Consider the following 21,419-nt stretch of genomic DNA (forward strand, 5'->3'; position numbering starts at 1 on the left):
AGGCTGCTCACGGTGCGCTGACCAGGCGGACATGACTTTATAGGAGCCTGAAGCGAATTCCCATTACCGTCTTGTCTGCCCACCTGGCCAACGTGCCCATCTTTCACCCAGATGGACGCAATGGAAAGGCAACTTCATCATGGCAACAGAGATACCGAATATCATCGTCGGCGTCGACACGCACGCCGATACGCACTACGTCGCCATCATCGACGAGCACGGCAAACATCTCGCTGCTGAAGAATTCTTGGCGGTCGGATCTGGCTATCGGAAGATTCTCTCGTTCATCACCCACTCCGGTCTGGTCATCGGTGTGGGCGTCGAAGGGACCGACAGTTATGGGGCTGAACTGAGTCGAGTTCTGAGGTCAGCAGGGCTGCCTGTCCGCGAGGTCAACCGACCCAACCGTCAAGCGCGGCGCCTACGCGGGAAATCAGATCCTTTGGACGCCTACCAAGCATCGGAATCAGTCTTAGCGGAACGAGGCATCTCGACGCCGAAAACCAAAGACGGCCCCCTCGAATGCCTCCGCGTCCTCCGCGCCGCTCGCAGCTCAGCGATGAAGGCCCGCACCATCGCCATCAACCAGATCAAAGGGGTCCTCGTCTCCGCTCCCGAGCCCGTGCGCAGCAGGTTTCGTGCGCTGACCAACGCGCAACTCGTCCCGGCGTTGGAGCGCTCCCGTCCAATGGGAAACCTCACCGATCCTGACACCGCGACGGCCCTCACTTTGAAGAAACTCGCCGCTCGATACCGATTTCTCGAGCGGGAGATTCTTGACACTGATGCAGGGCTGGCAGAGATTCTCCGAGACTGCGCGCCGCTGTTGCGGGACGTCCCCGGCGTTGGCATAGAAGTAGCGAGCCAACTCCTCGTCACCGTGGGCGACAACCCCGAACGCATCGCCACTGAAGCGCAGTTTGCGGCCCTTGTCGGCGTCGCCCCCATACCAGCCTCATCCGGCAAGACCAGCCGGCACCGGCTCAGCCGCGGCGGCGACAGAGCCGCCAACGCGGCAATCCACCACGTCGTTGTCTCACGCCTTGCGACCGACTCCCGGACGAGAGAATATGCGGCTCGACGAACCGCTCAAGGCAAGACCAAAAAGGAAATCATGCGCTGCCTGAAACGATACGTCGCCCGGGAGCTCTACCGTCAGCTCACTAACCCGCAAGCCGCGCCTTCGATCACCGATCTGCGCACCGCCCGCGAGGAACTCCACATCACCCTCCGAGAGGCGGGAGGACACCTCAACACCTGGCCTGGCACCCTCTCCCGAATCGAACGAGGACTCAGCCGAGACGACAACCTCGCCGGTCAACTCCGAGATTGGCTCCACGAGCAAAAGGAAGCCCAAAAAATCAATTGACAGCTATAGGAGCATCACGTAGGGTCGCGCTGGGCGACTCGATCGTACGATCATTGGATGAAGCGGCGGCGTTTCACGCCGCAGTGGTCGCCAACCGGGTCGCATACCTCGACGCGGAGTTGAGACGGTTGCAAAATCGTGTCGCTCAACGTGAGGAACGGCAGCGGGATTTCTCAGATCATCAGTCCACCGCTCTTCAGTTGCTCCGCTCCGGTGGTGCCCTCGAAGACTTCGCTGTAATGCAGCAAAAACTCGGAACGACTCAGGCTTCGGTCGCTGAGATAGATGGCCGAATTCGGCTGCTACGTGAGTTGCGAGACCGTAAGGCCAAGGTAAAGTCTGACGAGCTCGACCTGATCGCGAGAACTTCGGCCGACCTTGACGAACGCTTCGATCGCCGCGCGGGGATCATATTTTGGTTCGGGCAAATCCTCGAACAGATGTACGGTGAGCAAGCTGACCTAAAGGTCGTGCTTGGACGTACAGGGATCCAATTCCGAACAAGACTGCCGCGCGCAGGTTCCAGCGGCGTGGATAAGATGGCGATCTTTGCTTACGACTTGGCAATTACTGAGGACCTCAGCGCACAGAGTCGTGGTCCCAGGTTCCTGATTCACGACAGCACGATGTTCGACGGAGTGGATGAGCGCCAAGTCGCGCAAGCAATTTCGATCGCAGCAGAGTCCTCGACCGCGTGGGCCTTTCAGTACTTAGTAACCCTCAACAGCGATGCGGTACCGATCGCAGAATTGGCCGAGGTCACGTCCCGCCGGGTGGTGTAATTCATCGTCACCGTGCGGGTCAGCTGATTTGATTATGCGGCAATGAGCTCGGGAACGGGAATCACCCCCGTCAGGGCGCTGGCGTCGGGGAGGGTGAGGGCGGCGTTGAAGGCGGTCAGCTGGCGCATGGAGTCCTCGGAGAGGTAGCGGCGGGAGCCTGCCTCCCACTCATCGTGTTGCTCGACCAGCACGGCGCCTGCGAGGCGGAGCAGAGCGGCTGGGTTGGGGAACACACCGACGACATCGGTCCTGCGCTTGATTTCCTTATTTAGGCGCTCGAGTGGGTTTGTGGACCACACCTGTCGCCAGTGTTTGGGCGGGAATCCGCAGAAGGCGAGGATGTCGGCGCGGGCGTCATGGAGCATCTTGGCGACTTTCGGGTGAGAGCGTTCGAGCATGCGGGTGACCTCGTCAAACTGGGCCTGAACGTGCGTCGCGTCGGGCTGGGCAAAGATGGTGCGGATGACCGCGGCGACCATGTCCTGGCTGGCGCGCGGGACAATGGAGAGAACATTTCTCATGAAGTGGACCCTGCAGCGTTGCCAAGCAGCACCCTGAAAAACAGTGCTGATGGCCTTCTTCAACCCCGAGTGAGCGTCGGTAGATGACGAGTTTGACGCCGTCCAGCCCACGGGCTTTCAAAGACCGCAGGAACTCGGTCCAGAAGATCTCATTCTCGCTGTCGCCGACGTCAAAACCAAGGACCTCGCGCCGGCCGTCAGCGGCCACGCCGATGGCGACGACCATCGCTTGGGAAATGACGCGGTGGTTGACGCGGGCCTTGCAGTACGTGGCGTCGAGGAACACGTAGGCGTAGCCCGTCACGCCGAGATCACGGCCACGGAACGTGGCCACTTCCCCGTCGAGATCCGCGCAAATCCGGGATACTTCGGACTTGGAGATGCCCGTGTCGGCGCCGAGGGCTTTGACCAGGTCGTCGACTTTCCTCGTCGAGACGCCGTGGAGGTAAGCCTCCATAACCACGGCGAACAGGGCCTGGTCAACGCGTCGGCGACGCTCGAGGAGAGCGGGAAAGAACGACCCTTGCCGCAGCTTGGGGATCTTGAGATTCAGGTCGCCGGCCGTCGTCGTGAGGACGCGCGGGCGGGTGCCGTTGCGCTGGTTGGTGCGATCCTCGGAGCGTTCGAAACGGCCGGCGCCGATGTGCGCGGTGGCCTCAGCGTCGATGAGTTCTTGGTAAAGCGTTTCGGTCACCGTTCGGATTCGGTCGGTGACATTGGTGAGCTTGAGTTCCGAGAGGAGCGCAAGCAAGGCAGACTGGTCTAAAGCCATCGTGTGATGTGTCTTTCTGTGAGGAACTTTGAACGGTTCTCACTGACCATCGCACGGTGGCTCTTTACGTTGTTAATCCAACGATCGAACCCCGGGAATTACACCACTCAGGGGGACGTGACCTTGGCCGATCGCGATGCGTTTGATGAAAGCGTTATTCTCACGCTTTCTGACGCCGACGAATCTGGAGGCCTACTTGGCGTCCGCCTGCACCCCGACGATTTGGGCGGAAGCGCAGCTGTGGGCGCGCAAGAAGAACCGGAAACGACCTAGTTGCGAGCTGAGTTCGGTTTGGCCCGGATTCCGCTTGACAGTTGCCCGGACGGTACAACAGTGTTGTCTGCCAAAAATCGAGGCGAAAGTGTCTTGCAACTGATCTGTCTCAAAACCTACGGGCAGTCTCAAGGGGTCGTAGCAGCACCGTCTTTCAAGGTGGTTTCGCATGATTCTGAGTTCTTCGTCGGCAGCCGGCGTCCGGCGTCCGGCTTGCGGGCTCGCCGTGGAGGCTTATTCGCGCGAACGGCACCGTGCTATCCGAGCGGCCTTGCGGGAGCGTTCAGGCGCCCGGGAATGGCAGTATTTCGGATCGTCCGGCGATAGTAGCTAGATGTCCAGTTCCTCAAGTGCTGCTTGGTAGGCCTCGTTGTAGGTGGGGAATTGGGCGATTTGGTCGCGCAGGATTTCGATTGGGATCTGTGTGCGGATGGCGAGGGCGGCATGATGTATCCACTCGCCGGCCATCGGGCCCACAGCCCAAGCGCCAATGAGAGTCTTGCTGTCGGTGTCGGCGAGGAGTCCGAGGAATCCGCGAGGGTCTTGTTCGTAGGTCCAGGGGCGAGCGATGGCGCTGGCAAGGTCAAGCTCTGTTGCGACGGTCCGTATACCGTGCTGGTCGGCCTGTTCTTTTGTGAGTCCTGCGGCCGCAATTTCGGGATCTCCAAATACGACGCGGGGGATGCCGCCGTAGGACGCGGCGTGCAGTTTGCCAAGAATGGCGTCTGCTGCGATCCGTCCCTGATATTTAGCCACGTGGGTGAAGGGCATTATGCCGGTGACGTCTCCGATGGCCCACACGTTCTCGGCCGCACGACAGTATTCGTCCACCTGCACCTGCCCGTGATCGCCCAGAGCGATACCAGCGTTTTCGAAGCCGAGGTTTTTGGTACGAGGGGTGCGTCCGGTTGCGAAAATGACAACGTCGGCCGTCACTTCTGTGCCGTCATCAAGTTCAATTACGCTCTGGTCGCCGGTGCGGTGGGCCCGGCGGGCGGTCACGCCCAGACGGATATCGATGCCGGACTCCGTCAGGTACTTATGGGTCAGCTCCCCGACCCTGGGCTCTTCGCGTTCCAGGAGCCGGTCGCCGCGGTGCACGAGTGTGACTTTCACTCCGAAGCGGGAGAGGAAGGTGCTGGTCTCGGTCCCGACGGCGCTACCGCCGATGATCACCGCACTCTTTGGCAGGGTCTTGGTCGTGTACGTTTCTCGGTTCGTCCACGCAGTGATCTGATCGAGACCGTCAAGATCGGGGATGACTGCCTCCGAGCCGGTCGCGATAATGATGTGCTCTGCGGTCAGTTCGCGGTCCTCGACGTGGATCCGGCCGGGACCCGTGATCCGGGCTTCGCCCTTAATCACGACGGCACCGTGACGGGCATACCCGTCGACTTGTGCTCTGTCGTCGAGATTCCGGATCATGTATTCACGGTACTTACTGGCCTCAGACCAGTCCAGTTCCGCTCCGGATACCCCGGCTGCCCGTTGGACTTCCGTGCGGGCTTCAGCTGGCCGCAACAACGTCTTGGATGGGATGCAGGCCCAGTAGGCGCATTCACCGCCGATCAATTCCCGCTCGATGACCGCGACCTTCTTACCGGCCTTGAGCAGGCGGCTCGCGGCCACCTCCCCGCCGGGCCCCATGCCTAACACCGCAACATCAAAATGTTCGCTCATAATGTTCTCCTTAATCTCAGAGGTCTACATCAGATTCTGCTCGTGGAGCTCTAACGGAGACTTCAGTGGATTGGTGGCCGTGCCGGTGCGGCACTGCGGTCTTAGCAGCAGCCGTGCGCTCCGTTGTCAGGTTGGGCGGACCGCTGCGGTGTCGTATCTTTGAGCATTGTTTCGGCAATGGAGGTACCGAGCCGGTAAGCCTCGTCGACGGGTATCACGGAGCCGTCGGGGTGGCTGTCAAGCCAAGGCTTGGCTTCTTCAAGTGATGCGAAGAAGTGGACCTGGTTACAGAATGCTGAACGCACCGAGCTCATGTCTTCCGGATTGACCAGCGAGACCACGGCCGTGGCTGGCTCAACGCTCGTCACCCCGGTAGCGTCAACGCTGACGCGAACTGGAATTCCAGTTGCCCCGTACGTCGATTCGATTCTTGCGGATGTTCCGAGGGCGGCTGGCAGAATCAACGTATCCAGCGCGCACCACGTGTAGAGCTGTTCACCGTTGACCTCGAGGCGGTGCGGGGTGGACCGAAGAGTCAGGCCCTGCCCGATAATTCGACCGGACCCGTCGTACTCCGTATCGGGCACGGCTGCCAGAGCACCCTTAACGTCTTCGGCGGGTCGGCCGGACGCAGTCACTAAGTCCGCTATATCTACTGCATCGCCCTCCGCCAGCAGCTTCATGAGCGGCAGCCAAAGCCAGGCTTCTAGTCCTGCGTCGCCGGAGGTGAGTCGTTCTGTGACCTGATGGGTTTCATTCGTCATGAGAAGTGCCTTTCTTTGTGAGGTCGAGGTGGTTAGGCGGCGCAGCAGGAAAGCTTGGAGACGTCCGTGTTGTAGGACTGGCAGGCAATCTTGATGCCTTCGGCCATGGTCAGGTAGGGGCTCCACATGGTGGCGACTTGATCGACGGTCATCCCGGCTTCCAGGATGTAGACGCCGGCCGCGGCGAGGTCACCGGCGTCTTTGGCGACGGCAGTGATCCCCACGATCCGCCGCGTTTGGACGTCGGCGACGATCTTGATGAAGCCGCGGGTATCCCGGTTGACCAGGGCCCGGGGGACGTATTCCAACGGCAACACTCGGCACTCACAGCGGATGCCGGCCGCATTGGCTTCCTTGTCGGTCATACCTACCGCGGCCAGAGCGGGGCTGGTGAAAGTGACCCGGGGGAGGTGATGGTAGTCGACCACACGTCCGGCATCGGTGAACGCGTTATCCACCACCAGGGATCCATGGGAGGCGGCCACATACACGAACTGCGGGTGTCCGGTCACGTCCCCGGCACCCCAGATTCGCGGGTTCGAGCTGGCCAACATGCCGTTGACCACAATTTCGCCCTTCTCTCCCACGTTGACGCCGACCGCGCCCAGGTTCAGCCCCTCCGTCACGGGGCGTCGCCCTGTAGCGACGAGGAGTTTGCTGGCACGGAACTCTTCCCGCCCGCCTCCCGTCGTGGCCACAGCGACAACCTCGCCGGTGGACTCGTCAAGGTGCACGGCGGACACGGTGGCCCGGCGGATGACCCGCATACCCTCGTCCGCGAAGACGCTCATCAGGGTGCGGGACGCTTCCGGCTCCTCCGCCGAAGCCAGCCGGGAGCGGACCAGCATTGTCACCGTGGAGCCCAGTCGTGAGAAAAGCTGCGCCTGTTCCAACGCGACGTATCCACCGCCCAAGACCAGCAGCGACTCGGGTACCTCGTCAAGTTCCATGGCCGTCGTGGAAGTCAGGTAGCCCACCTCTTCCAGGCCCTTGATCGGAGGTGCCCACGGGGTCGACCCGGTTGCCACCAGGTAGTGGTCGGCGCGCACGGTTTCTACGGACCCATCGAAGCCGGTGACTTCCAACACCGGCTCATCAGCAGAACCCGCGAACACGGCAGTACCTTGGCGCAGTTCCCAGCCGTACTCACCGATCAGGTCCAGGTACTTACCGGTGCGCATCGTGTCCACCAGAGAACGCTTGCCACCAATCAGCTCCGACATATTGACGGCGTCAGCGGAGGTAGAGATCCCCGGGAACCGTCCGGAATCCAGTGCGACGTGGCGCGCCTCGGCCGCCGCTAGCAGGGCTTTAGACGGAACGCAGCCCGTGTTCACGCAGGTCCCACCGACGGTTCCGCGCTCGATCATCACCACCCGTTTACCCAAATTCGTCGCTCGAATGGCGGCAGCGAACGCGCCCCCACCAGAACCGATGATCGCCAAGTCAAAATCAGACGCTGCTGTTTCAGACGTTGTTGCTTTAGACATGAATCCTCCGGAAAAGCTGTGGACGCCCGAACCTGTCTTGAACAAGAACGTGCATGATTTTTTGGTGCTGAGCCCAGTCTGCACCTTCCCCTACACTGGAAGGTCAAGTGTGGAAGTTCCCGCCATTGAAATGAGAGGTACAGAGTGCGCATTGGTGAAGCGGCCGCGGCCGTTGGCATGACAACCAAAACCCTGAGATTTTACGAAGACCGGGGACTGCTCCCCGCCGCTCAACGAGCGGCCAACGGGTACCGGTCCTATGGGGACGAAACAGTGACGCGGCTAGATTTCATTCGCCGGAGTCGGGGCGCGGGGCTGACCCTGGCCCAAATCAGTGACATCTTGCACATCCGTGACGCCGGCCAGGCTCCCTGCACGCATGTGAGCGACCTTCTGGCCAAGCAACTGACGGATCTGGACTGGCAGATCGCCGAGCTGGTCGCCCTGAGATCCACCGTCGCCCGATTCCATGACACCGCCGCCGCCGCCGATCCCGCCGCGTGCGACTCCGAACGAATCTGCGGCTACCTCTGAAACGTTCTCAGCCCAGAGGCTAGACGCGCCGCGGCGCCAGGGGCGGCGGGGCGGTAAGCGGGTATGTGTGTGGCACCTTGAATGAAGTCCACGAGGACGGCTTGATCGACTACCACCTTGTGACTTGCCGGGTGATCGTGACGGTTTGATTCACGTCCACCAGCATCGTTAGTCATCTGACTCTTTGGCGTCAGCGGTGGAATCACAGCCATGACCACGCCCACGAGGACTAACAGCCCGATAAGCCAAAACGTGCGGCTATTTTCTCGCTCCTAAGAAATCGCCGCGGGTGCCGACCGGCTCACGACCGATCCTCGCTGACGCGACTTGCAGACTCTTGAGAACGCGGCGGGCGCTGCGGCTCACAGCAGTCCTCCCCGGAAAAACCCTTCCCGCCTGCCCTACGGCGAAGAACTGAAATCACGAGCACGCTGACAAGAATTCCCGCCGCGACGATGAACCAAGGGTTACCCAGCACGGCACCGACGGCGCCGAGCGCCCCGGCGACGCCCAATGTCAATATCAAACCGCAACACACTACGTGCAGCAGAACAAAACCTGCCACGATCGGCAGGGCCTTGCTCCGGCGGTTGGAATCAGTAGACAAGATTGTTTCTCTCTCCGAACGCATCAGCATCCTGATGGATTTGGGGCCGCAGTCGGATGAAACCGGCACGAAATCGAGTTTCCACCTTCCCCTTGGTGGAAGGTCAAGTCGGAGTTACTCGGCCACGCCGCAAGTGTCCAGCAAGGATCGTCTTCCGTTGAGACCACCGCGACCGCCACGACGCCGGCGAGTGTCTACCAGCAGCTGCGCGGCCACCTGACCGAGCTGAAACTCGCCGACTCCGGCGACGCGCTGCCGCGGGTCCTCGACTAGGCCCATGCCAAGGGCTGGGGCCTCACCCACACTCTGGAGCGTCTCCTCGCCGTCGAGGTTATCGCCACCGAAGCCCACCGCCTCGCCGGCCGAATTCGAGATTTACACCACTCCACGGGACGTACCGTACGTGTTTCAGATTCCAGAAATGAATGCGGAACCACCATCAGCCCGCGTCACCTTCTACCGAGCAGGGTCGGTGGTGTCCTTGGTCTCAGCGTCAGCCAGCAACTCATTCGTGCGGACAGACGGCGGTGCATCGGAATGCGTTGGGGCGCAGCAGTCGTCTTCTCGTGGGCCGACTGGGTCGGCTCCGGGATGGGCAAGATTCATATCGGAATCACCGGCGGTTCTCGACCTTCGTTTCCGCCACCAAATCAACGCCGTCATCAGCAGCAGCGCGACCAGCACTGGCACGAACCAGAGATACGCGGACTGCACCAGCGCCGACGCCTGGGCCGAGGCATCCATGACCCAGAGGGCCACAGTATTGACGGCAGGGAGGTCTTTAAGCCCTTCAACGTTGGTTGCCACGAGGTATGCTCCGGACAGGACTAGCAGGACACCGGAGAGGCGCTCCATGAACGGCAAGACGCGGCGCAGTCGAGCGGATAAGACTGACCCTGCGATTGCGGTCGACACTGACAAGGCCGTCAGCAGCGTGGCCGAACCGGCGCCGTAGGCGGCCAGAACTGCGACCATGCCGGCGAAGTTTTCAGTCGACAGGGCCTGTCCGACGACTGCGAGCAGAATGGCCAAGGTGCAAGCGACCGATGCCACAGCGTATCCTGCACCAAACGCGACGAGCCTCGTCGTGACGTTCCCGCTATCCGTTCGCAGCGCCGCCAAGCGAGACAGTTTGCTCACCGCTATGCGGCGACCCGCCAGAACCGCGACACCCGACACGATGAGGACGAGGCCGATCCCTGCCGCGGCAAATGGCACGAAAGCGAGTATCGAGCGCAGGCCGAGCGCGACGAGCAGCGCGGCGGAGACCAGAACTCCCGCGAACCCAACGCTTACCGCCCCACCAGCGGCCAAGCCGCGCCATAATCGATTCGCCATAGATGCTTTCGAGCGCTCAACGTCGTTGCCAAGCTGGCTACCCAGAAATGCCGGTAGCAAGCCGAATCCGCACGGGTTCAACGGCGAAACCAGACCGGCACCGAATGCGAAGGCGAGAATGACCATCATTTGCGCGCACCCGCTTCGATCAGTGCCGCGCTCATCGACTCCACCTCGACCGGTCCGCGGTCGGTGATCCGGCCGGAGCCGTCCACGATCGTTACGCTGGCACCCATCGAAAATGCGTCGAAGCGTTGTGTCAGGGTGCTCTCAGGGTCGAGGGCGAGCTCGAAGGCAGGGCTGCCCGCTTGCCGCATGAATTCCTCCAACCTGGCCCTATCAGCCAGCGGGTCTGAGGCGATGGCTAGCACGTCCAGGCCCTCGAAGCGTTCTTGAAGCTCACCGATCTTACGTGTGTCATCGATGCAGGTCGGGCACAGGTCGACGAAGGTGAGAATGGCCGGTTGGCCCGACGGCACCTGAAATGTGTCGCCGGACAAAGTGTCAACGTCGAATGCTGGCGCCTCGTTTCCGACCTCTAACCGGCCCGAAGCAGATTCGTCATCTAGCGTCGCACCCGTGCTCGACGTGTCTGCAGGGCCGTTCAGGCCGGTGATCGCAAGCGTGCCGAGCAGCGCGGCGGGCACCAGAATTGCCAACAAGATGATCACGCGGGATCCCCGATTTGTTGCCCTGCGCTGAGATGATGGGGCCCGCTTTGGCGTGCGCCCGGTCGGCGCCGTGCTCGCTGTGCGTTTCTGATTCATGAATGTCTCAATCGCGATTGGTCCTTCGAGAATTGGATCTGTGTTGAAGCCAAACCGGCGATGGGCGAGGCTAGCAGCATAAAAGGATGGAGCGAACGAGATGGTCGAGCCCGCGACTCAGACACCCTCATAGGGACGTGAAAACCGTCTCGCTCGCGAGCATTCCTTCTGCCGCCTTGCTAGTCATTGTCCACCTTCCCCTATGGGGGAAGGTCAATACTTCCCGCTATAACAACGTTGTTCCCTGCGGCCAAGAGGCGTCTGCCCGACTTCACCGTAGGGGCGTTCGCCCAGCATCGCTACATCACAGTGTTCAGTCATGTTCTGGCGCCTCAGCAGCAGCTGTGGGATGGGTCATCGCTGGAACGGTTGGCAGCCGTCTCGGCAAGCATCCTCTCGGCCATCGAAGCACCGAGCGCGAACGCTTCCGCGACAGAAATGGTCGGTCCGCCCTCGTGGCCGGCAATCCACGGTTCGGTTTCCTCGAGAAGGGCGAAGAAGTGAACCTGGTCGCAGAAGGATGAGCGAACGGAACTCATGTCGTCCGGGGCGACCAGGGACACCACTGCGGTGGTGGGCTCGACGCTGCGCACGCCGGAGCTGTCGACGGTCACCCGAACCGGCGTTCCGGTGCGGTAGCGGGATTCGATGACCGCGGACGTCCCGAGGATCGTGGGAACGATGAGGATGTCCAGCGCACACTAGGTGTAGAGCTGTTCCCCGGCGATCTCGAAGCGGTGCCGTCCAAGACGAACTCGACACCAACAGCTACTCGATCGGCGTCAAAGTCCCCGATCAAGAGATGAAAGCCCTGGAAACCAACGGCACCCTCACCCGACACCAGTTCCATCCCGAGTGGAACTACACACTAAATCCGATAGAAAAAGAACCGCCCGAAACGCACTAAGTTAATTCATCACAGGCTCTAATTCCGCTGTCCAAGATCTCCGCAGCAGCCCACAACCCCGCTCAAACGCATGTCACCAACCTGATGGCTTGGTACCTCTAGCGGGGTGTTCTCGCGGTGCTGCGACCACGGGGGTTTGACGATTTCATGTTCATAATTACTAAGATGAATAGTACACCTTTGGTGTCGGAGAAATGCAGAGTGAGAGAAAGCGTGATCAGCATGATGGGATACGGAAACGAAATGATGGGCTGGATGGGCCTCTGGGTGATTCTGGGGCTCATACTTCTGGTGGCAGTGGTGGCCATGTTGGCTGCCTGGATCGTCAGGCGCAGCCTTGCGGCACCGGCCGGGGTGCCACGAGGCGGGCATGAGGCTGGCGACGTCCTGCGCAGGCGCTACGCGTCGGGAGAGATCGATGATGAAGAGTTCAGGCGCCGTCTCGCAGTTCTGGAGGGGCCGTAGCGCCGTCACGCCCTCGGGGTGAACATTCGCGACCAGGGGACACCGCACTCACGTTCTCTAACACGTTCGGCATCACCTGCCCCTCCGTCATCGATGCGGACAGCGGTGCTGTTCAGCTCGCCTTCAGCGGGGTGGTCGCACCCAACGCGGTGCCCACCACCCTCGTCGTCGACACGGTGGGGAGGGTCGCCGCGGGTGCTCGGACGCATCTCCGACGCGAGCTTCCTCGATGCCCTGATCAAGACAGCGCTCGAGGAGAGCGACCAATGAAACCGTCATGGTCCGGCGATCCAGCCGTCCCCCTGCACCTGACCCAGGAAGCATGTTCGGCTTATGAACCTTCTCGCCAGCATCCCGAGCCCCGACATCAGCTTCATCCAACTGGGGCCGTTCCGGGTCCACTTCTACGCGCTGTTCATTCTCAGCGGCATCGTCGTGGCCATCGCTCTCACCTCCAGCCGGCTCAGCCGACGCGGTGGGCAACCGGGACTCGTCCTCGACATCGCCCTCTGGACCGTGCCACTCGGCATCGTCGGTGGACGGCTTTACCACGTCGTCACTCACCCCAATGACTACTTCTTCGCCGGCGCTGACCTCTGGAAGATCCTCTATGTGTGGGAGGGTGGCCTGGCGATTTTCGGCGCCGTGCTGTTCGGGAGCGTCGGCGCGTACATCGCCTGCCAGAGGTCAGGGTTGCGTTTTCTGTCCTTCGCCGACGCGCTGGCCCTCGGGATGCTCCTCGCGCAGGCACCGGTCGTGGCCGGCCCCGCGGCGAGCCCTCCTGCCGCGCGGTCCGAGGATCAACGATGGTCGCGCAGGGGCTGTAGTGTCGCGCCCACTCGACCATTACGATTCCCGCCCGGCTGCGTTCGCTGATGGTGTCATCCAGCCGCCGCTCGGATTCCTTGGTTGGCTGCGCTGGTTCTCGCGTCAGCTCACGAGCATGCGCACGGCGCTGTTCCTGCTCCTGCTGCTCGCGATCGCGGCGGTCCCCGGGTCGCTCGTGCCCCAGCGCGGCGCCGATCCGAACGGCGTCACCCAGTACTTCGCCAACCACCCCGACCTCGCGCCGGCGCTCGACAAGATCCAAGCTTTCGACGTCTACTCCTCGGCGTGGTTCTCCGCGATCTACCTGCTGCTCTTTGTGTCCCTGATCGGCTGCGTGATCCCGCGCACCCGGCACCACCTGCAGGCGCTCCGGGCCAAGCCGCCGAAGACCCCGGCTCGCCTGGGCAGGCTGACCGGGTTTACCACCCGCGAGGCCCCGGTCGGCACGGATGCCGCGGCGGCGGTCGCTTCCGCCCGCGGGCTCCTCAAATCCGGCGGTTACCGTGTCGCGCTGTTCGAATCGGGCCGGGAGGTCTCGGTTTCCGCCGAGAGAGGGTACCTGCGCGAAACCGGCAACCTGGTCTTCCATGTCGCGCTGATCGGGATACTGATCGTGAGCGGATTCGGCAGCGGTTTCGGGTTCAGCGGGCAGCGGGTCCTTGTCGAGGGCCAGACCTTCGTGAACACGCTGCTGGCGTATGACTCGTTCAACCCCGGACGCTTCTTCGACGATGCCGGCCTCGACCCGTACAGGGCTGCCCTCGACAGCTTCGACGTCGAGTACGAGATGCAGAATCTGAACGCCTACGGCCAGCCGGTGGACTACACCGCTGGGGTCACGGTCACGCTTCAGGGCCAGGTGGCCCGGTCCGATGAGGTGAAAGTCAACGCCCCGCTCCGCGCCGGAGGAACGGACATCTTCCTGCTCGGCAACGGCTACGCACCCACCATCACGGTGAAAGACCCGAAGGGGAACGTTGTTTTCACCGATTCCATCCCCTTCCTGCCCCAGGACTCGAACCTCACCTCCCTCGGAGTCGTGGAGGTTCCGGACGGGCTCAAAAAGCAGCTCGGCCTGATCGGTTTCTTCTATCCGACCCAGGCCCAGGCAAAGTCCGGGGCTTACTTCTCCTCATACCCCGACCTCGAATATCCGCTGCTCACACTTAATGTGTTCTCCGGCGACCTCGGACTCGACAAGGGCGTGCCGGCATCCGTCTACGCGCTCAAAACCGACAAGATGATTCAGCTGACCGGCGGCGACACGGGGGTCAAGTCGCTCGAGCTGAAGCCGGGCGAGATGCGACAGCTCCCGGAAGGGCTCGGCACGGTCAGCTTCGACAATGCCGACCCGGGCGCGAAAGCCAGCGACTTCTGCGGCTCCGTCCTGCGGTTTGCCTCCTTGGATGTCAACAACGACCCGGCGCAGGGCTGGGTGCTGCTGTTCTCGGTGCTCGCGCTGCTGGGGCTGCTCACTTCCCTGTTTATCCCGCGCCGCCGCGTCTGGGTGAAGACGATTCGGCAGGCCGACGGGTCGGTGCGCCTCGAGTACGCCGGACTCGCCCGCGGCGACGACCCGGCCCTCGAAGCAGCGGTTTCCACCCTCGCCGATCGCCACAGCGCGGCGCTGGCACCCACCACGTCGTTCGCCCAGACAACCAAACAGAATTAGAGACATATCCCAATGAATCTCAATGAACTCTCAATCTTGAGCCTGTACTCGGCCATGGGCGTCTACGCGCTCGCCTTCATCGCCTTCGCGATCGACCTGGCCAGACGCTCCTCGGCTGTCGGCGACGTTCAGGGCGCCGCGCAACTCGCGGCCGAATCCGCAGGCTCCGACGCGGCGGCATCCGGCGGCACGATCACCCTGTCTCGGATCAGCGCGCGGATCGCGAACGACGCTGCCACCCCCTATGGCCGGTCGGCCAGCCTCCGCGTTGGGGTCTCGCTCACCGTTCTCGCTTGGGCTCTGCACCTGGCCGCAACGGTTTTGCGCGGTATTGCCGCCGAGCGCGTGCCCTGGGCGAACATGTACGAGTTCGCGATGACTGGAACCCTGCTCATCATGACGGTGTTCCTGATCGTGCTCACCCGGGCTGACCTGCGCTTCCTCGGCACCTTCGTCACCGGACTGGTTCTGGTGCTGCTGGGGATCGCCGCGCTCAGGTACTACGTCGAGGTCGCCCCGCTGCCGCCGGCGCTCCAGTCCGCATGGCTGGTCATCCATGTGTTCGTCGCCTCGCTCGGCACCGGTTTCTTCGCGCTCGGCTTCGCCCTGTCGACCGTGCAGCTGCTGCAGTTCAGGCGGGAATCCCTCGTCGCCGGCACGAAGGCGGCCCGGCTGCGTTTCGTGGCCACGCTGCCGTCCGCGGCGACGCTCGAGAACTTCGCCTACCGGGTCAACATCATTGGCTTCATACTCTGGACCTTCACCCTCATGGCCGGGTCGGTCTGGGCCGAGCAGTCGTGGGGCCGCTACTGGGGCTGGGACACGAAGGAGGTCTGGACGTTTATCATCTGGGTCATCTACGCCGGCTACATTCACGCGCGGGCGACCCGCGGATGGCGCGGCTCGCGCTCGGCGTGGCTGGCGATTATCGGCTTCAGCGCCGTCCTATTCAACTTCGGCATCGTGAACGTCTTCTTCAAGGGCCTCCACTCGTACTCCGGCCTGTAACCCCAGGAACACCAACCAATTAGGGGGGAAAAGTGAAACACCCACGTGGAGTCGCGGCTACCCAGGCCGCTAAACCGACGCTGAGCGCGGAAGAGCTGGCCAGGACTGGCGGAGGCGGCGCTGCGTGCGCATCGGACAGGCGCCTGATGCTCTCGTCGCCCTCGTTCACTGGCTCGCGCATATCGAGGCATTCGGACCACAACAGCCTCCGCTCTGGCTGGACCTTGTAGCCGGCTCCGTCACCCCACTATCGGAGTCGGCCTAATATTCTGTTTCGTCATGCGTGCGATTATTCATTCCGCCCGAAACGAGCGGAAGACCTATGCCCGGATCGAGACCGATGAATGCTCCAAGCTCCAGGTCAAGAAGGATTCCCGCACCGATGGGTGAAGACTTCGCCAACGTCTTCCTGAACGGCCAGCTCCTCATTGCCATCCCGATCGCGAATGACGGACCCCTCCTGTTACAGGATCGTCAAGCTGCTGTCCACCGGGCACGGTGGCATCGTCCCCGCGGCGGAGGCCGGGGCGACAGCGAAGAACAACGGCAGCGCCAGCAACGCGCCAACTCCCATTGTTGCCAAGACAATCCTCCCGGTACCGAGGGGACGGGCCGGGGCGACAAGGCGCCGGACGCGGCCCAGGGCGGACTCGCCGCCGGCCCCGAGTGCGGCCACCGGGGTCATGCCGTGCTCCGCCAAGCGCACCAGCGCGGTGGCTACGGTCAACCGATCACTGCTTCGGGCAGCAGTGTCGTCGGCGAGCATCTCCACCAGCCGCCCCAGGGCGCTGCGGGCTTCGCGGAAGGCGGCAACTCCGGGGAAGGCGTGCTGCAGCGCGTCGGCCACAGCGAGAATCAAGTGATGGCGTCCGTGCAGGTGCGCCCGTTCGTGGGCCAGAACTGCGACGAGTTGTTTGTGGTCCAAAGCGGCCAAGGTGGCACTGGTCAGGACGACCTGGCGGTTCCGGCCTGGCAGGCAGTAAGCGGCAGCAGATGAGTGCTCGACGACCAGCGCGTCGTACTCATCGTGAGGCTGGGCGATCATGGCCAGGGCTTGCAGCTGCACGCTCCTCTTTTGGGCTGCGTGGGCCAAGCCCGCAACCAGGCAGTATGTGACTCGGGCGAGAACGGCGAGAACGGCGACGGCACCGGTGGCACTGACAGTGGCGCCGCCCGGCGTGGAGTACTGCTCACGAAGGGCCATCGCGCACGCGTGGATCAGTGCGGCCAGGTCCGTGGTCCAAGGAATCGCCGGAAGTGCCAGGGCAGAGCCGGCGAGTAAAACTGTCGACAGCAGTGAAATGCTCAGGGCTTGCCACGCCGCAATGCCAATCTTCGGGGATCGTTCCAGCCAAGTGCTCCGGCGCAACAGCACCGGCCCTAGCACGGCCAGGATCACGGCAAAGATGATCAGTGCGGCTGGCGCGATCATTGACTCGCGCCTCGACCATCCTTGAGTTGTTCGTCCAGCGCATCGCGGAGACGCGCCACTTCCGCGGGCGGCATTTGTTCGAGGAAGTGCAAGAGCGTCACCGTTGTGTCGCTACCGGCGAGTACGTCACCCATGAACGCCGCAGTGTGCTGCTCACGGGTCACAGCGGGACGATACAAGTAGGCGCGTCCGTCCTTCTCGCGAGTCAGGACACCTTTACGGTGCAGGTTGTCCATGACAGTCATCACTGTCGTATAGGCCAACGTTCGCTCGCGTTGAAGATCCTCCAAGACCTCGCGCACGGCAACAGGGTGATCCCGGGACCACAAACGGTCCATGATCAGTTTTTCCAGTTTGCCTAATGGGCCTGCCATGAGCTGTTCCTCTCTGCGCTTGTGTCCGACGCGCTCGTGTCCGACCGATATGGCCGGTTTCAACTATTGTTCATAGTAGCGCACGCAGGGTCGGCTGTAGGTTTTTTATAGCGCCGGTGGCCATTCAACCTTGGCTACCGCCAGAGCAGGGCGCGCCGGGTTCGGGCGTTTGAGGGCCCTGCAGGTACGCCTGCAAAAACACCGGCAAACGCGGATCGTTTGCACTGTCCAGCTTCAGTTGCTTCCCCCATGCGGTGGCTACCACCGGCGACGGGAGGTCGGGATATGGGCTTAACAGCTCGTACGGGTGCGATGCCGCTTCTTGAGCGAGGGCGTCAATTTCTTTTTGGGGCAGGTCGGCTCGGTACGTGACCCAGACCGCGCCGTGTTCCAGTGAGTGCAGGGCTTCCCCGGTGTTGACCGGGTCCGTGTAGATCCCGCAGTTGACCAGCTGCGGGGCATGGTCTCCGCCCACGGGAGGATTCTGCGGGTATGCGACTTCGCTGGAGGTGTGGTTGCGGCTCAGGCCGTCGAAGCTTTGCACCCCGTCGATCGGTTTGTCTGCGGCCGCACTGATCTGAGACTTGGTCTCCTGGTTCACTACGAATACGGACACTACCGTGACGATTAGGGCCAGGATGACCACGGAGCTGGTGCCGTAGATCCAGAAGTTTCTGCGGCGTTCCTCCCGTTTTTGTTTCGCTTGCACCGCCGCCACGATTGCCGATCGGTCCAGGTTCCGCTGTTTGCGCGCATGTCCCATGCTGACGCTCCGTCCTGCTGTTGTTGTTGCCGAATTGCCGCTCGGCTATCGAAATCCGGGGCTGACTGCCTCTTTTCAGGCATCCGTAGTGGCGGCCGGCTTGCCGCGGGACAGGTGGCGGCGGATTTTTTTCTCTGACAGCCGTCCATAGCTGAACAGGTCTCCGTCGAGCAGGATTCCCGGAGCGAACACCACGCCGTGTCGGGCCGCGAGTTCGCGCCCATCCTCGGTGTCGAGCCCTACCTCTCGAACCTGCACGGGGTAGTCCAGGGCCAGCCGGGAGAGTACCTCTTTGGCCTGTACGCATGAGGCGCAGTTCGTCTGGGTCAGGATGGTGATGTTGGTCATTTGCCAGCCCGTCCGGCTTCTAGGTCAGACAGGATCGTTTCCACCGGAAGGTACATGGTGTATTTCGGGGATCCACCGTAGTCGGCGCGCCACTGGATGCGGCCGTCCGGTCCGACGAGGATGAAGCTGTGCCCGTTGCGGGAGTCGCCCATCATGCCGTATTTATTGGTCTGGTACGTGCGGGAGATGTCGAGCTTGGTGTCAGCGAGGGCGGTGGCGGTGAGCTGGTCATCGGCCATCTTCTGGGCGATCAGATCCACCGGTCCGCTGGTGATGGTCAGCAGTTGGTCGATGCCGGCTGCCTGCAGTTGGGCTTGGGAACCGTCCAGGTCCTTGATCTGGTCCCAGCACGGCTGGCATCCGATACCTTCATGGAAGTAGAGAAGAACGGTCTTGCCGCGATAGTCGCTGAGGTTGACCGTCTCGCCGGAGGTCGAGGGCAGGGAGAATGCGGGGGCCTCGTCACCCGGTGCAGGGCTGCCGACCGTGTAGCCAGCGTCCGAGGTGCCTCCCGATTCTGCCGGGGTGGTGGGCTGGGAACCCAGGATGGCAAAGAAGACGGCCGCCAGCACGGCCACAACGCCGGCCACGATAGCCGCCCGGATCAGTCCGGTGCGCTTGGACCGATTCGGCGGGCGGACGGGCGGCCGTCGGGGTGTCGTTGATGCCATTACTCTGACTCCTTCATGTGCGAATGGCCCGGCGCCGCAGGAGGCGCGCCCGGGGTTAATGTCTGTTGTGATACGTGGTTGTTGTCCGGATGCGGAACGCAGGTGGGGCAGGAATCTCCCTCGGTCGCATCGCTCGGGTGCCGGGGTGCCGGCTTCCCGCGGCGGACCGCCAGCCAGAGCAGAGCCGCCAGGGCCGCGAACACCACAAGGGTGGAAACCCATCCGGGCACGAAGCCCAGGAATTGTTGAATGTTGGCTGCGGCGTGGTCCAGGGCGGCCGAGACCTCAACCTGCCACCCGTCGGTGGCCATCCCGGGCCCCTGGACAGCGATGACAACAGTGAGAATGCCCATGGCGATCATCAGGCCACCGGAGAGCAACGTCACCAGGGGCAGGCGCCACTTTGCGCCGGGCCACAACGGGACGGTGCGGGCGGAAAGCAGGCGGCTGGCACCCCAGTTTTTCTTATCCCACACCAGGGCCAGAATGCACAGGGGCGCTACCATCCCGAACACGTACGCGATACCCACGGCGACGGCGGCTGGAAAAGAAGAGGTCGCGCCCGACAGTACTGCCACGCCGGCAAGGACCGGTGCGCAGCAGGCGCTGGCGGCACCGGAGAACACGCCCAACCCGTACACGGACCCGATACCCTTGCCACCGCCCCGCCCGGACGGCATCGGCAACATCATCTTCCAACCGACCAAGGTGGCGACCCCGACAGCCACCATCGCCAGCCCGACGATGCTGAAAATCCAGAGGTGATACTCGATCAAGGCCCGGCTGATGACCGCGGCACCCAAACCAATGGGAAGAATGATTGTTGCGACGCCAGCCGCGAAGACGAGGGTCATGCCGAGGATCTGGCTGCGACGGCGGAAACTGGATGCGAAGAAGGCTGGCAGCATGACCGACACGCAGCAGGGGGCCATCAAAGCCACCATGCCGCCGAGAAACGACGCCAGGATCGTGGTGGAGAGCAAAACCTGCTCCATGAACCAGCTCCAATCAGGAATAACGGGACCACAACTAAACTACTATTACGCATAGTATTACAGGTTGGTTCCGAATCTCCACACGGCGCCCCAGGTGACGGTCAGGCCATGAACACGCATATGCCACGGTGAACTCGTCCAAGGCTGCCAGCTACGACGATCCCGAATGGCATCGACTTCGGCGATAGACAAAGTTCGCCTACTAAGACATATAGTACATACATGTCTGTATCCCCGCATCTGAGTGTGCCTCTTGGCCATAAGGTCCCGGTTCCGGCGTCTTCGCCTCGGAGCACCGGTCATCGCTGGGCGAACTTATGGGCGACGCGTCTGGGGCACGGACCGTTTCCGTTTTGGGCAAAGGGGAAAGGAGCATGATGAGGCGATCCGGGTCAACGACGGCGTTGGGGGCTGGTCGTGGGAGGAGATTGGCGGTCGTAGCGGGGGCGATCGCGGTCACGATCTTGTTGAGTGCGTGTTCAAATGATGAGCTTGCGCAGCAATATCGGGCTGGCAGCGGCAAGGGCTACATTTCGGGCAATGGAGCGGTCACTGAGATCGCCGAAGCGGATCGGCAAGGTCCCGTCGAGTTTTCCAGCACCCTCGGATCCGGTGCCACGACGACATCCGAGGACTACCGTGGACAGGTTTTGGTCGTCAATTTCTGGTACGCCGGTTGCCCGCCCTGCCGTGCCGAAGCGGGAGACCTGCAAGCGGTGTGGACAAAGTACCAAGATCAGGGCGTCAGCTTTGTTGGGGTGAACATCCGCGATCAGAACGCCGCCACCGCACGCGCGTTTGAGAACACATTCGGCATCACGTACCCGTCCATCATGGACGCCGCGAGTGGCACGATGACTCTCGCGTTCAGCGGAGTCGTGGGGCCCAATGCGGTGCCCACCACTCTCGTCATCGACAAGCAAGGGCGGGTCTCGGCACGCGTCCTTGGCCGCATCAGCGAGGGCAGCATCCTCGAGGCCCTCATTAAGACTGCTTTAGCGGAGAGCGAGCAATGACGACGTCACAGCCACGCGAAAGCGTTCGGCGCCCGAATACGAT

General features: G+C 62.4%; 22 protein-coding genes and 1 pseudogene. 9 read left to right on the forward strand and 14 right to left on the reverse strand.

The genetic code is table 11. The annotated features are described in order from the left end of the window. Window positions 1-139: 139 nt before the first annotated feature. Both E3T31_RS11890 and E3T31_RS11895 read left to right on the forward strand, forming a co-directional pair. Entirely contained in the window at window positions 140-1,369 is a 1,230-nt protein-coding gene (locus E3T31_RS11890) for an IS110 family transposase (RefSeq protein ID WP_134468886.1), read from the forward strand. Between the two features lie 53 nt (window positions 1,370-1,422). Continuing rightward, complete coding sequence (locus E3T31_RS11895; protein ID WP_134468887.1) at window positions 1,423-2,151, forward strand: DUF2326 domain-containing protein; 729 nt, start codon at window positions 1,423-1,425, stop codon at window positions 2,149-2,151. 32 nt (window positions 2,152-2,183) lie between these two features. Here the strand turns inward: E3T31_RS11895 and E3T31_RS11900 are convergent. From E3T31_RS11900 to merA, 4 genes and pseudogenes are all read right to left on the reverse strand, one after another. Beyond that, window positions 2,184-3,444: pseudogene (locus E3T31_RS11900) on the reverse strand (IS256 family transposase). A 603-nt stretch (window positions 3,445-4,047) separates the two neighbouring features. Next, window positions 4,048-5,397, reverse strand: coding sequence for an NAD(P)/FAD-dependent oxidoreductase (locus E3T31_RS11905; RefSeq protein ID WP_134468888.1), 1,350 nt, complete (start codon window positions 5,395-5,397; stop codon window positions 4,048-4,050). Window positions 5,398-5,498: 101 nt separating this feature from the next. Next, the gene (gene merB / locus E3T31_RS11910) at window positions 5,499-6,161 is read right to left on the reverse strand and encodes an organomercurial lyase MerB (protein WP_134468889.1); all 663 of its coding nucleotides are present in this window, start codon (window positions 6,159-6,161) and stop codon (window positions 5,499-5,501) included. 32 nt (window positions 6,162-6,193) lie between these two features. After that, the gene (gene merA / locus E3T31_RS11915; RefSeq protein WP_134469302.1) at window positions 6,194-7,651 is read right to left on the reverse strand and encodes a mercury(II) reductase; all 1,458 of its coding nucleotides are present in this window, start codon (window positions 7,649-7,651) and stop codon (window positions 6,194-6,196) included. A 144-nt stretch (window positions 7,652-7,795) separates the two neighbouring features. On the opposite strand from merA, the gene E3T31_RS11920 reads away from it, so the two are divergent. Further along, window positions 7,796-8,185 carry a heavy metal-responsive transcriptional regulator gene (locus E3T31_RS11920; protein ID WP_134468890.1) on the forward strand — a complete coding sequence of 130 codons (390 nt, stop codon included), beginning with the start codon at window positions 7,796-7,798 and terminating at the stop codon, window positions 8,183-8,185. 301 nt (window positions 8,186-8,486) lie between these two features. Here E3T31_RS11920 and E3T31_RS11925 read toward each other — a convergent pair whose 3' ends face one another. The 4 genes from E3T31_RS11925 to merB (E3T31_RS11945) all read right to left on the reverse strand — a co-directional run bounded on the left by E3T31_RS11925 (window position 8,487) and on the right by merB (E3T31_RS11945) (window position 11,592). Beyond that, the gene (locus E3T31_RS11925) at window positions 8,487-8,792 is read right to left on the reverse strand and encodes a hypothetical protein (protein ID WP_206750317.1); all 306 of its coding nucleotides are present in this window, start codon (window positions 8,790-8,792) and stop codon (window positions 8,487-8,489) included. A 456-nt stretch (window positions 8,793-9,248) separates the two neighbouring features. Then, a complete protein-coding gene (locus tag E3T31_RS11935; protein ID WP_134468892.1) occupies window positions 9,249-10,259 on the reverse strand; it encodes a cytochrome c biogenesis CcdA family protein in 1,011 nt (336 codons plus the stop codon). Then, complete coding sequence (locus E3T31_RS11940) at window positions 10,256-10,777, reverse strand: redoxin domain-containing protein (RefSeq protein WP_166788492.1); 522 nt, start codon at window positions 10,775-10,777, stop codon at window positions 10,256-10,258. The genes E3T31_RS11935 and E3T31_RS11940 overlap by 4 nt, the downstream gene beginning before the upstream one ends. Window positions 10,778-11,229: 452 nt before the next feature. Next, window positions 11,230-11,592 carry an organomercurial lyase gene (gene merB / locus E3T31_RS11945; RefSeq protein ID WP_370304603.1) on the reverse strand — a complete coding sequence of 121 codons (363 nt, stop codon included), beginning with the start codon at window positions 11,590-11,592 and terminating at the stop codon, window positions 11,230-11,232. A gap of 80 nt (window positions 11,593-11,672) precedes the next feature. On the opposite strand from merB (E3T31_RS11945), the gene E3T31_RS18740 reads away from it, so the two are divergent. The 5 genes from E3T31_RS18740 to ccsB all read left to right on the forward strand — a co-directional run bounded on the left by E3T31_RS18740 (window position 11,673) and on the right by ccsB (window position 15,777). Then, complete coding sequence (locus E3T31_RS18740; RefSeq protein ID WP_134469304.1) at window positions 11,673-11,804, forward strand: hypothetical protein; 132 nt, start codon at window positions 11,673-11,675, stop codon at window positions 11,802-11,804. 222 nt (window positions 11,805-12,026) lie between these two features. Further along, window positions 12,027-12,269 (forward strand): SHOCT domain-containing protein, encoded by a 243-nt coding sequence (locus E3T31_RS11955; RefSeq protein WP_241977945.1) that lies wholly within the window; start codon window positions 12,027-12,029, stop codon window positions 12,267-12,269. 333 nt (window positions 12,270-12,602) lie between these two features. Further along, on the forward strand, window positions 12,603-13,145 hold the full coding sequence (locus E3T31_RS11960; RefSeq protein WP_134468894.1) for a prolipoprotein diacylglyceryl transferase family protein: 543 nt from the start codon (window positions 12,603-12,605) through the stop codon (window positions 13,143-13,145). Continuing rightward, window positions 13,096-14,769 carry a cytochrome c biogenesis protein ResB gene (locus E3T31_RS11965; protein ID WP_134468895.1) on the forward strand — a complete coding sequence of 558 codons (1,674 nt, stop codon included), beginning with the start codon at window positions 13,096-13,098 and terminating at the stop codon, window positions 14,767-14,769. Before E3T31_RS11960 ends, E3T31_RS11965 begins: the two co-directional genes overlap by 50 nt. 12 nt (window positions 14,770-14,781) lie before the next feature. Further along, window positions 14,782-15,777, forward strand: a complete 996-nt coding sequence (gene ccsB / locus E3T31_RS11970; RefSeq protein WP_134468896.1) for a c-type cytochrome biogenesis protein CcsB — start codon at window positions 14,782-14,784, stop codon at window positions 15,775-15,777. 463 nt (window positions 15,778-16,240) lie between these two features. On the opposite strand, the gene E3T31_RS11975 is transcribed toward ccsB, so the two are convergent. From E3T31_RS11975 to E3T31_RS12000, 6 genes are all read right to left on the reverse strand, one after another. Next, the gene (locus E3T31_RS11975) at window positions 16,241-17,209 is read right to left on the reverse strand and encodes a M56 family metallopeptidase (RefSeq protein WP_134468897.1); all 969 of its coding nucleotides are present in this window, start codon (window positions 17,207-17,209) and stop codon (window positions 16,241-16,243) included. Then, complete coding sequence (locus E3T31_RS11980) at window positions 17,206-17,583, reverse strand: BlaI/MecI/CopY family transcriptional regulator (RefSeq protein ID WP_134468898.1); 378 nt, start codon at window positions 17,581-17,583, stop codon at window positions 17,206-17,208. The genes E3T31_RS11975 and E3T31_RS11980 overlap by 4 nt, the downstream gene beginning before the upstream one ends. Before the next feature lie 124 nt (window positions 17,584-17,707). Next, window positions 17,708-18,346 carry a DUF3105 domain-containing protein gene (locus E3T31_RS11985; protein WP_134468899.1) on the reverse strand — a complete coding sequence of 213 codons (639 nt, stop codon included), beginning with the start codon at window positions 18,344-18,346 and terminating at the stop codon, window positions 17,708-17,710. A 75-nt stretch (window positions 18,347-18,421) separates the two neighbouring features. Beyond that, window positions 18,422-18,694 carry a thioredoxin family protein gene (locus tag E3T31_RS11990; protein WP_134468900.1) on the reverse strand — a complete coding sequence of 91 codons (273 nt, stop codon included), beginning with the start codon at window positions 18,692-18,694 and terminating at the stop codon, window positions 18,422-18,424. Beyond that, entirely contained in the window at window positions 18,691-19,365 is a 675-nt protein-coding gene (locus E3T31_RS11995) for a peroxiredoxin (RefSeq protein ID WP_134468901.1), read from the reverse strand. Before E3T31_RS11995 ends, E3T31_RS11990 begins: the two co-directional genes overlap by 4 nt. Next, window positions 19,365-20,360 carry a cytochrome c biogenesis CcdA family protein gene (locus E3T31_RS12000; protein ID WP_134468902.1) on the reverse strand — a complete coding sequence of 332 codons (996 nt, stop codon included), beginning with the start codon at window positions 20,358-20,360 and terminating at the stop codon, window positions 19,365-19,367. Before E3T31_RS12000 ends, E3T31_RS11995 begins: the two co-directional genes overlap by 1 nt. 428 nt (window positions 20,361-20,788) lie before the next feature. Between E3T31_RS12000 and E3T31_RS12005 the strand changes: the two genes are divergently transcribed. After that, window positions 20,789-21,376: a TlpA disulfide reductase family protein gene (locus E3T31_RS12005; RefSeq protein ID WP_241977868.1), complete on the forward strand. Its 588-nt coding sequence runs from the start codon at window positions 20,789-20,791 to the stop codon at window positions 21,374-21,376. Window positions 21,377-21,419 lie beyond the last annotated feature (43 nt).

This window comes from Cryobacterium sp. TMS1-13-1 (assembly GCF_004403125.1).
Lineage (GTDB): Bacteria > Actinomycetota > Actinomycetes > Actinomycetales > Microbacteriaceae > Cryobacterium > Cryobacterium levicorallinum.

Bases quoted from the DNA above. Each gene is read 5' to 3' on its own strand.
- E3T31_RS11980 (WP_134468898.1), bottom strand. From the start codon at position 17,583: ATGGCAGGCCCATTAGGCAAACTGGAAAAACTGATCATGGACCGTTTG.
- merA (WP_134469302.1), bottom strand. From the start codon at position 7,651: ATGTCTAAAGCAACAACGTCTGAAACAGCAGCGTCTGATTTTGACTTG.
- E3T31_RS11990 (WP_134468900.1), bottom strand. From the start codon at position 18,694: ATGACCAACATCACCATCCTGACCCAGACGAACTGCGCCTCATGCGTA.
- E3T31_RS11935 (WP_134468892.1), bottom strand. From the start codon at position 10,259: ATGATGGTCATTCTCGCCTTCGCATTCGGTGCCGGTCTGGTTTCGCCG.
- E3T31_RS11995 (WP_134468901.1), bottom strand. From the start codon at position 19,365: ATGGCATCAACGACACCCCGACGGCCGCCCGTCCGCCCGCCGAATCGG.
- E3T31_RS11985 (WP_134468899.1), bottom strand. From the start codon at position 18,346: ATGGGACATGCGCGCAAACAGCGGAACCTGGACCGATCGGCAATCGTG.
- E3T31_RS11890 (WP_134468886.1), top strand. From the start codon at position 140: ATGGCAACAGAGATACCGAATATCATCGTCGGCGTCGACACGCACGCC.
- E3T31_RS11975 (WP_134468897.1), bottom strand. From the start codon at position 17,209: ATGATCGCGCCAGCCGCACTGATCATCTTTGCCGTGATCCTGGCCGTG.
- merB (WP_134468889.1), bottom strand. From the start codon at position 6,161: ATGACGAATGAAACCCATCAGGTCACAGAACGACTCACCTCCGGCGAC.
- ccsB (WP_134468896.1), top strand. From the start codon at position 14,782: ATGAATCTCAATGAACTCTCAATCTTGAGCCTGTACTCGGCCATGGGC.
- E3T31_RS11905 (WP_134468888.1), bottom strand. From the start codon at position 5,397: ATGAGCGAACATTTTGATGTTGCGGTGTTAGGCATGGGGCCCGGCGGG.
- E3T31_RS12000 (WP_134468902.1), bottom strand. From the start codon at position 20,360: ATGGAGCAGGTTTTGCTCTCCACCACGATCCTGGCGTCGTTTCTCGGC.
- E3T31_RS11960 (WP_134468894.1), top strand. From the start codon at position 12,603: ATGAACCTTCTCGCCAGCATCCCGAGCCCCGACATCAGCTTCATCCAA.
- E3T31_RS11955 (WP_241977945.1), top strand. From the start codon at position 12,027: ATGATGGGATACGGAAACGAAATGATGGGCTGGATGGGCCTCTGGGTG.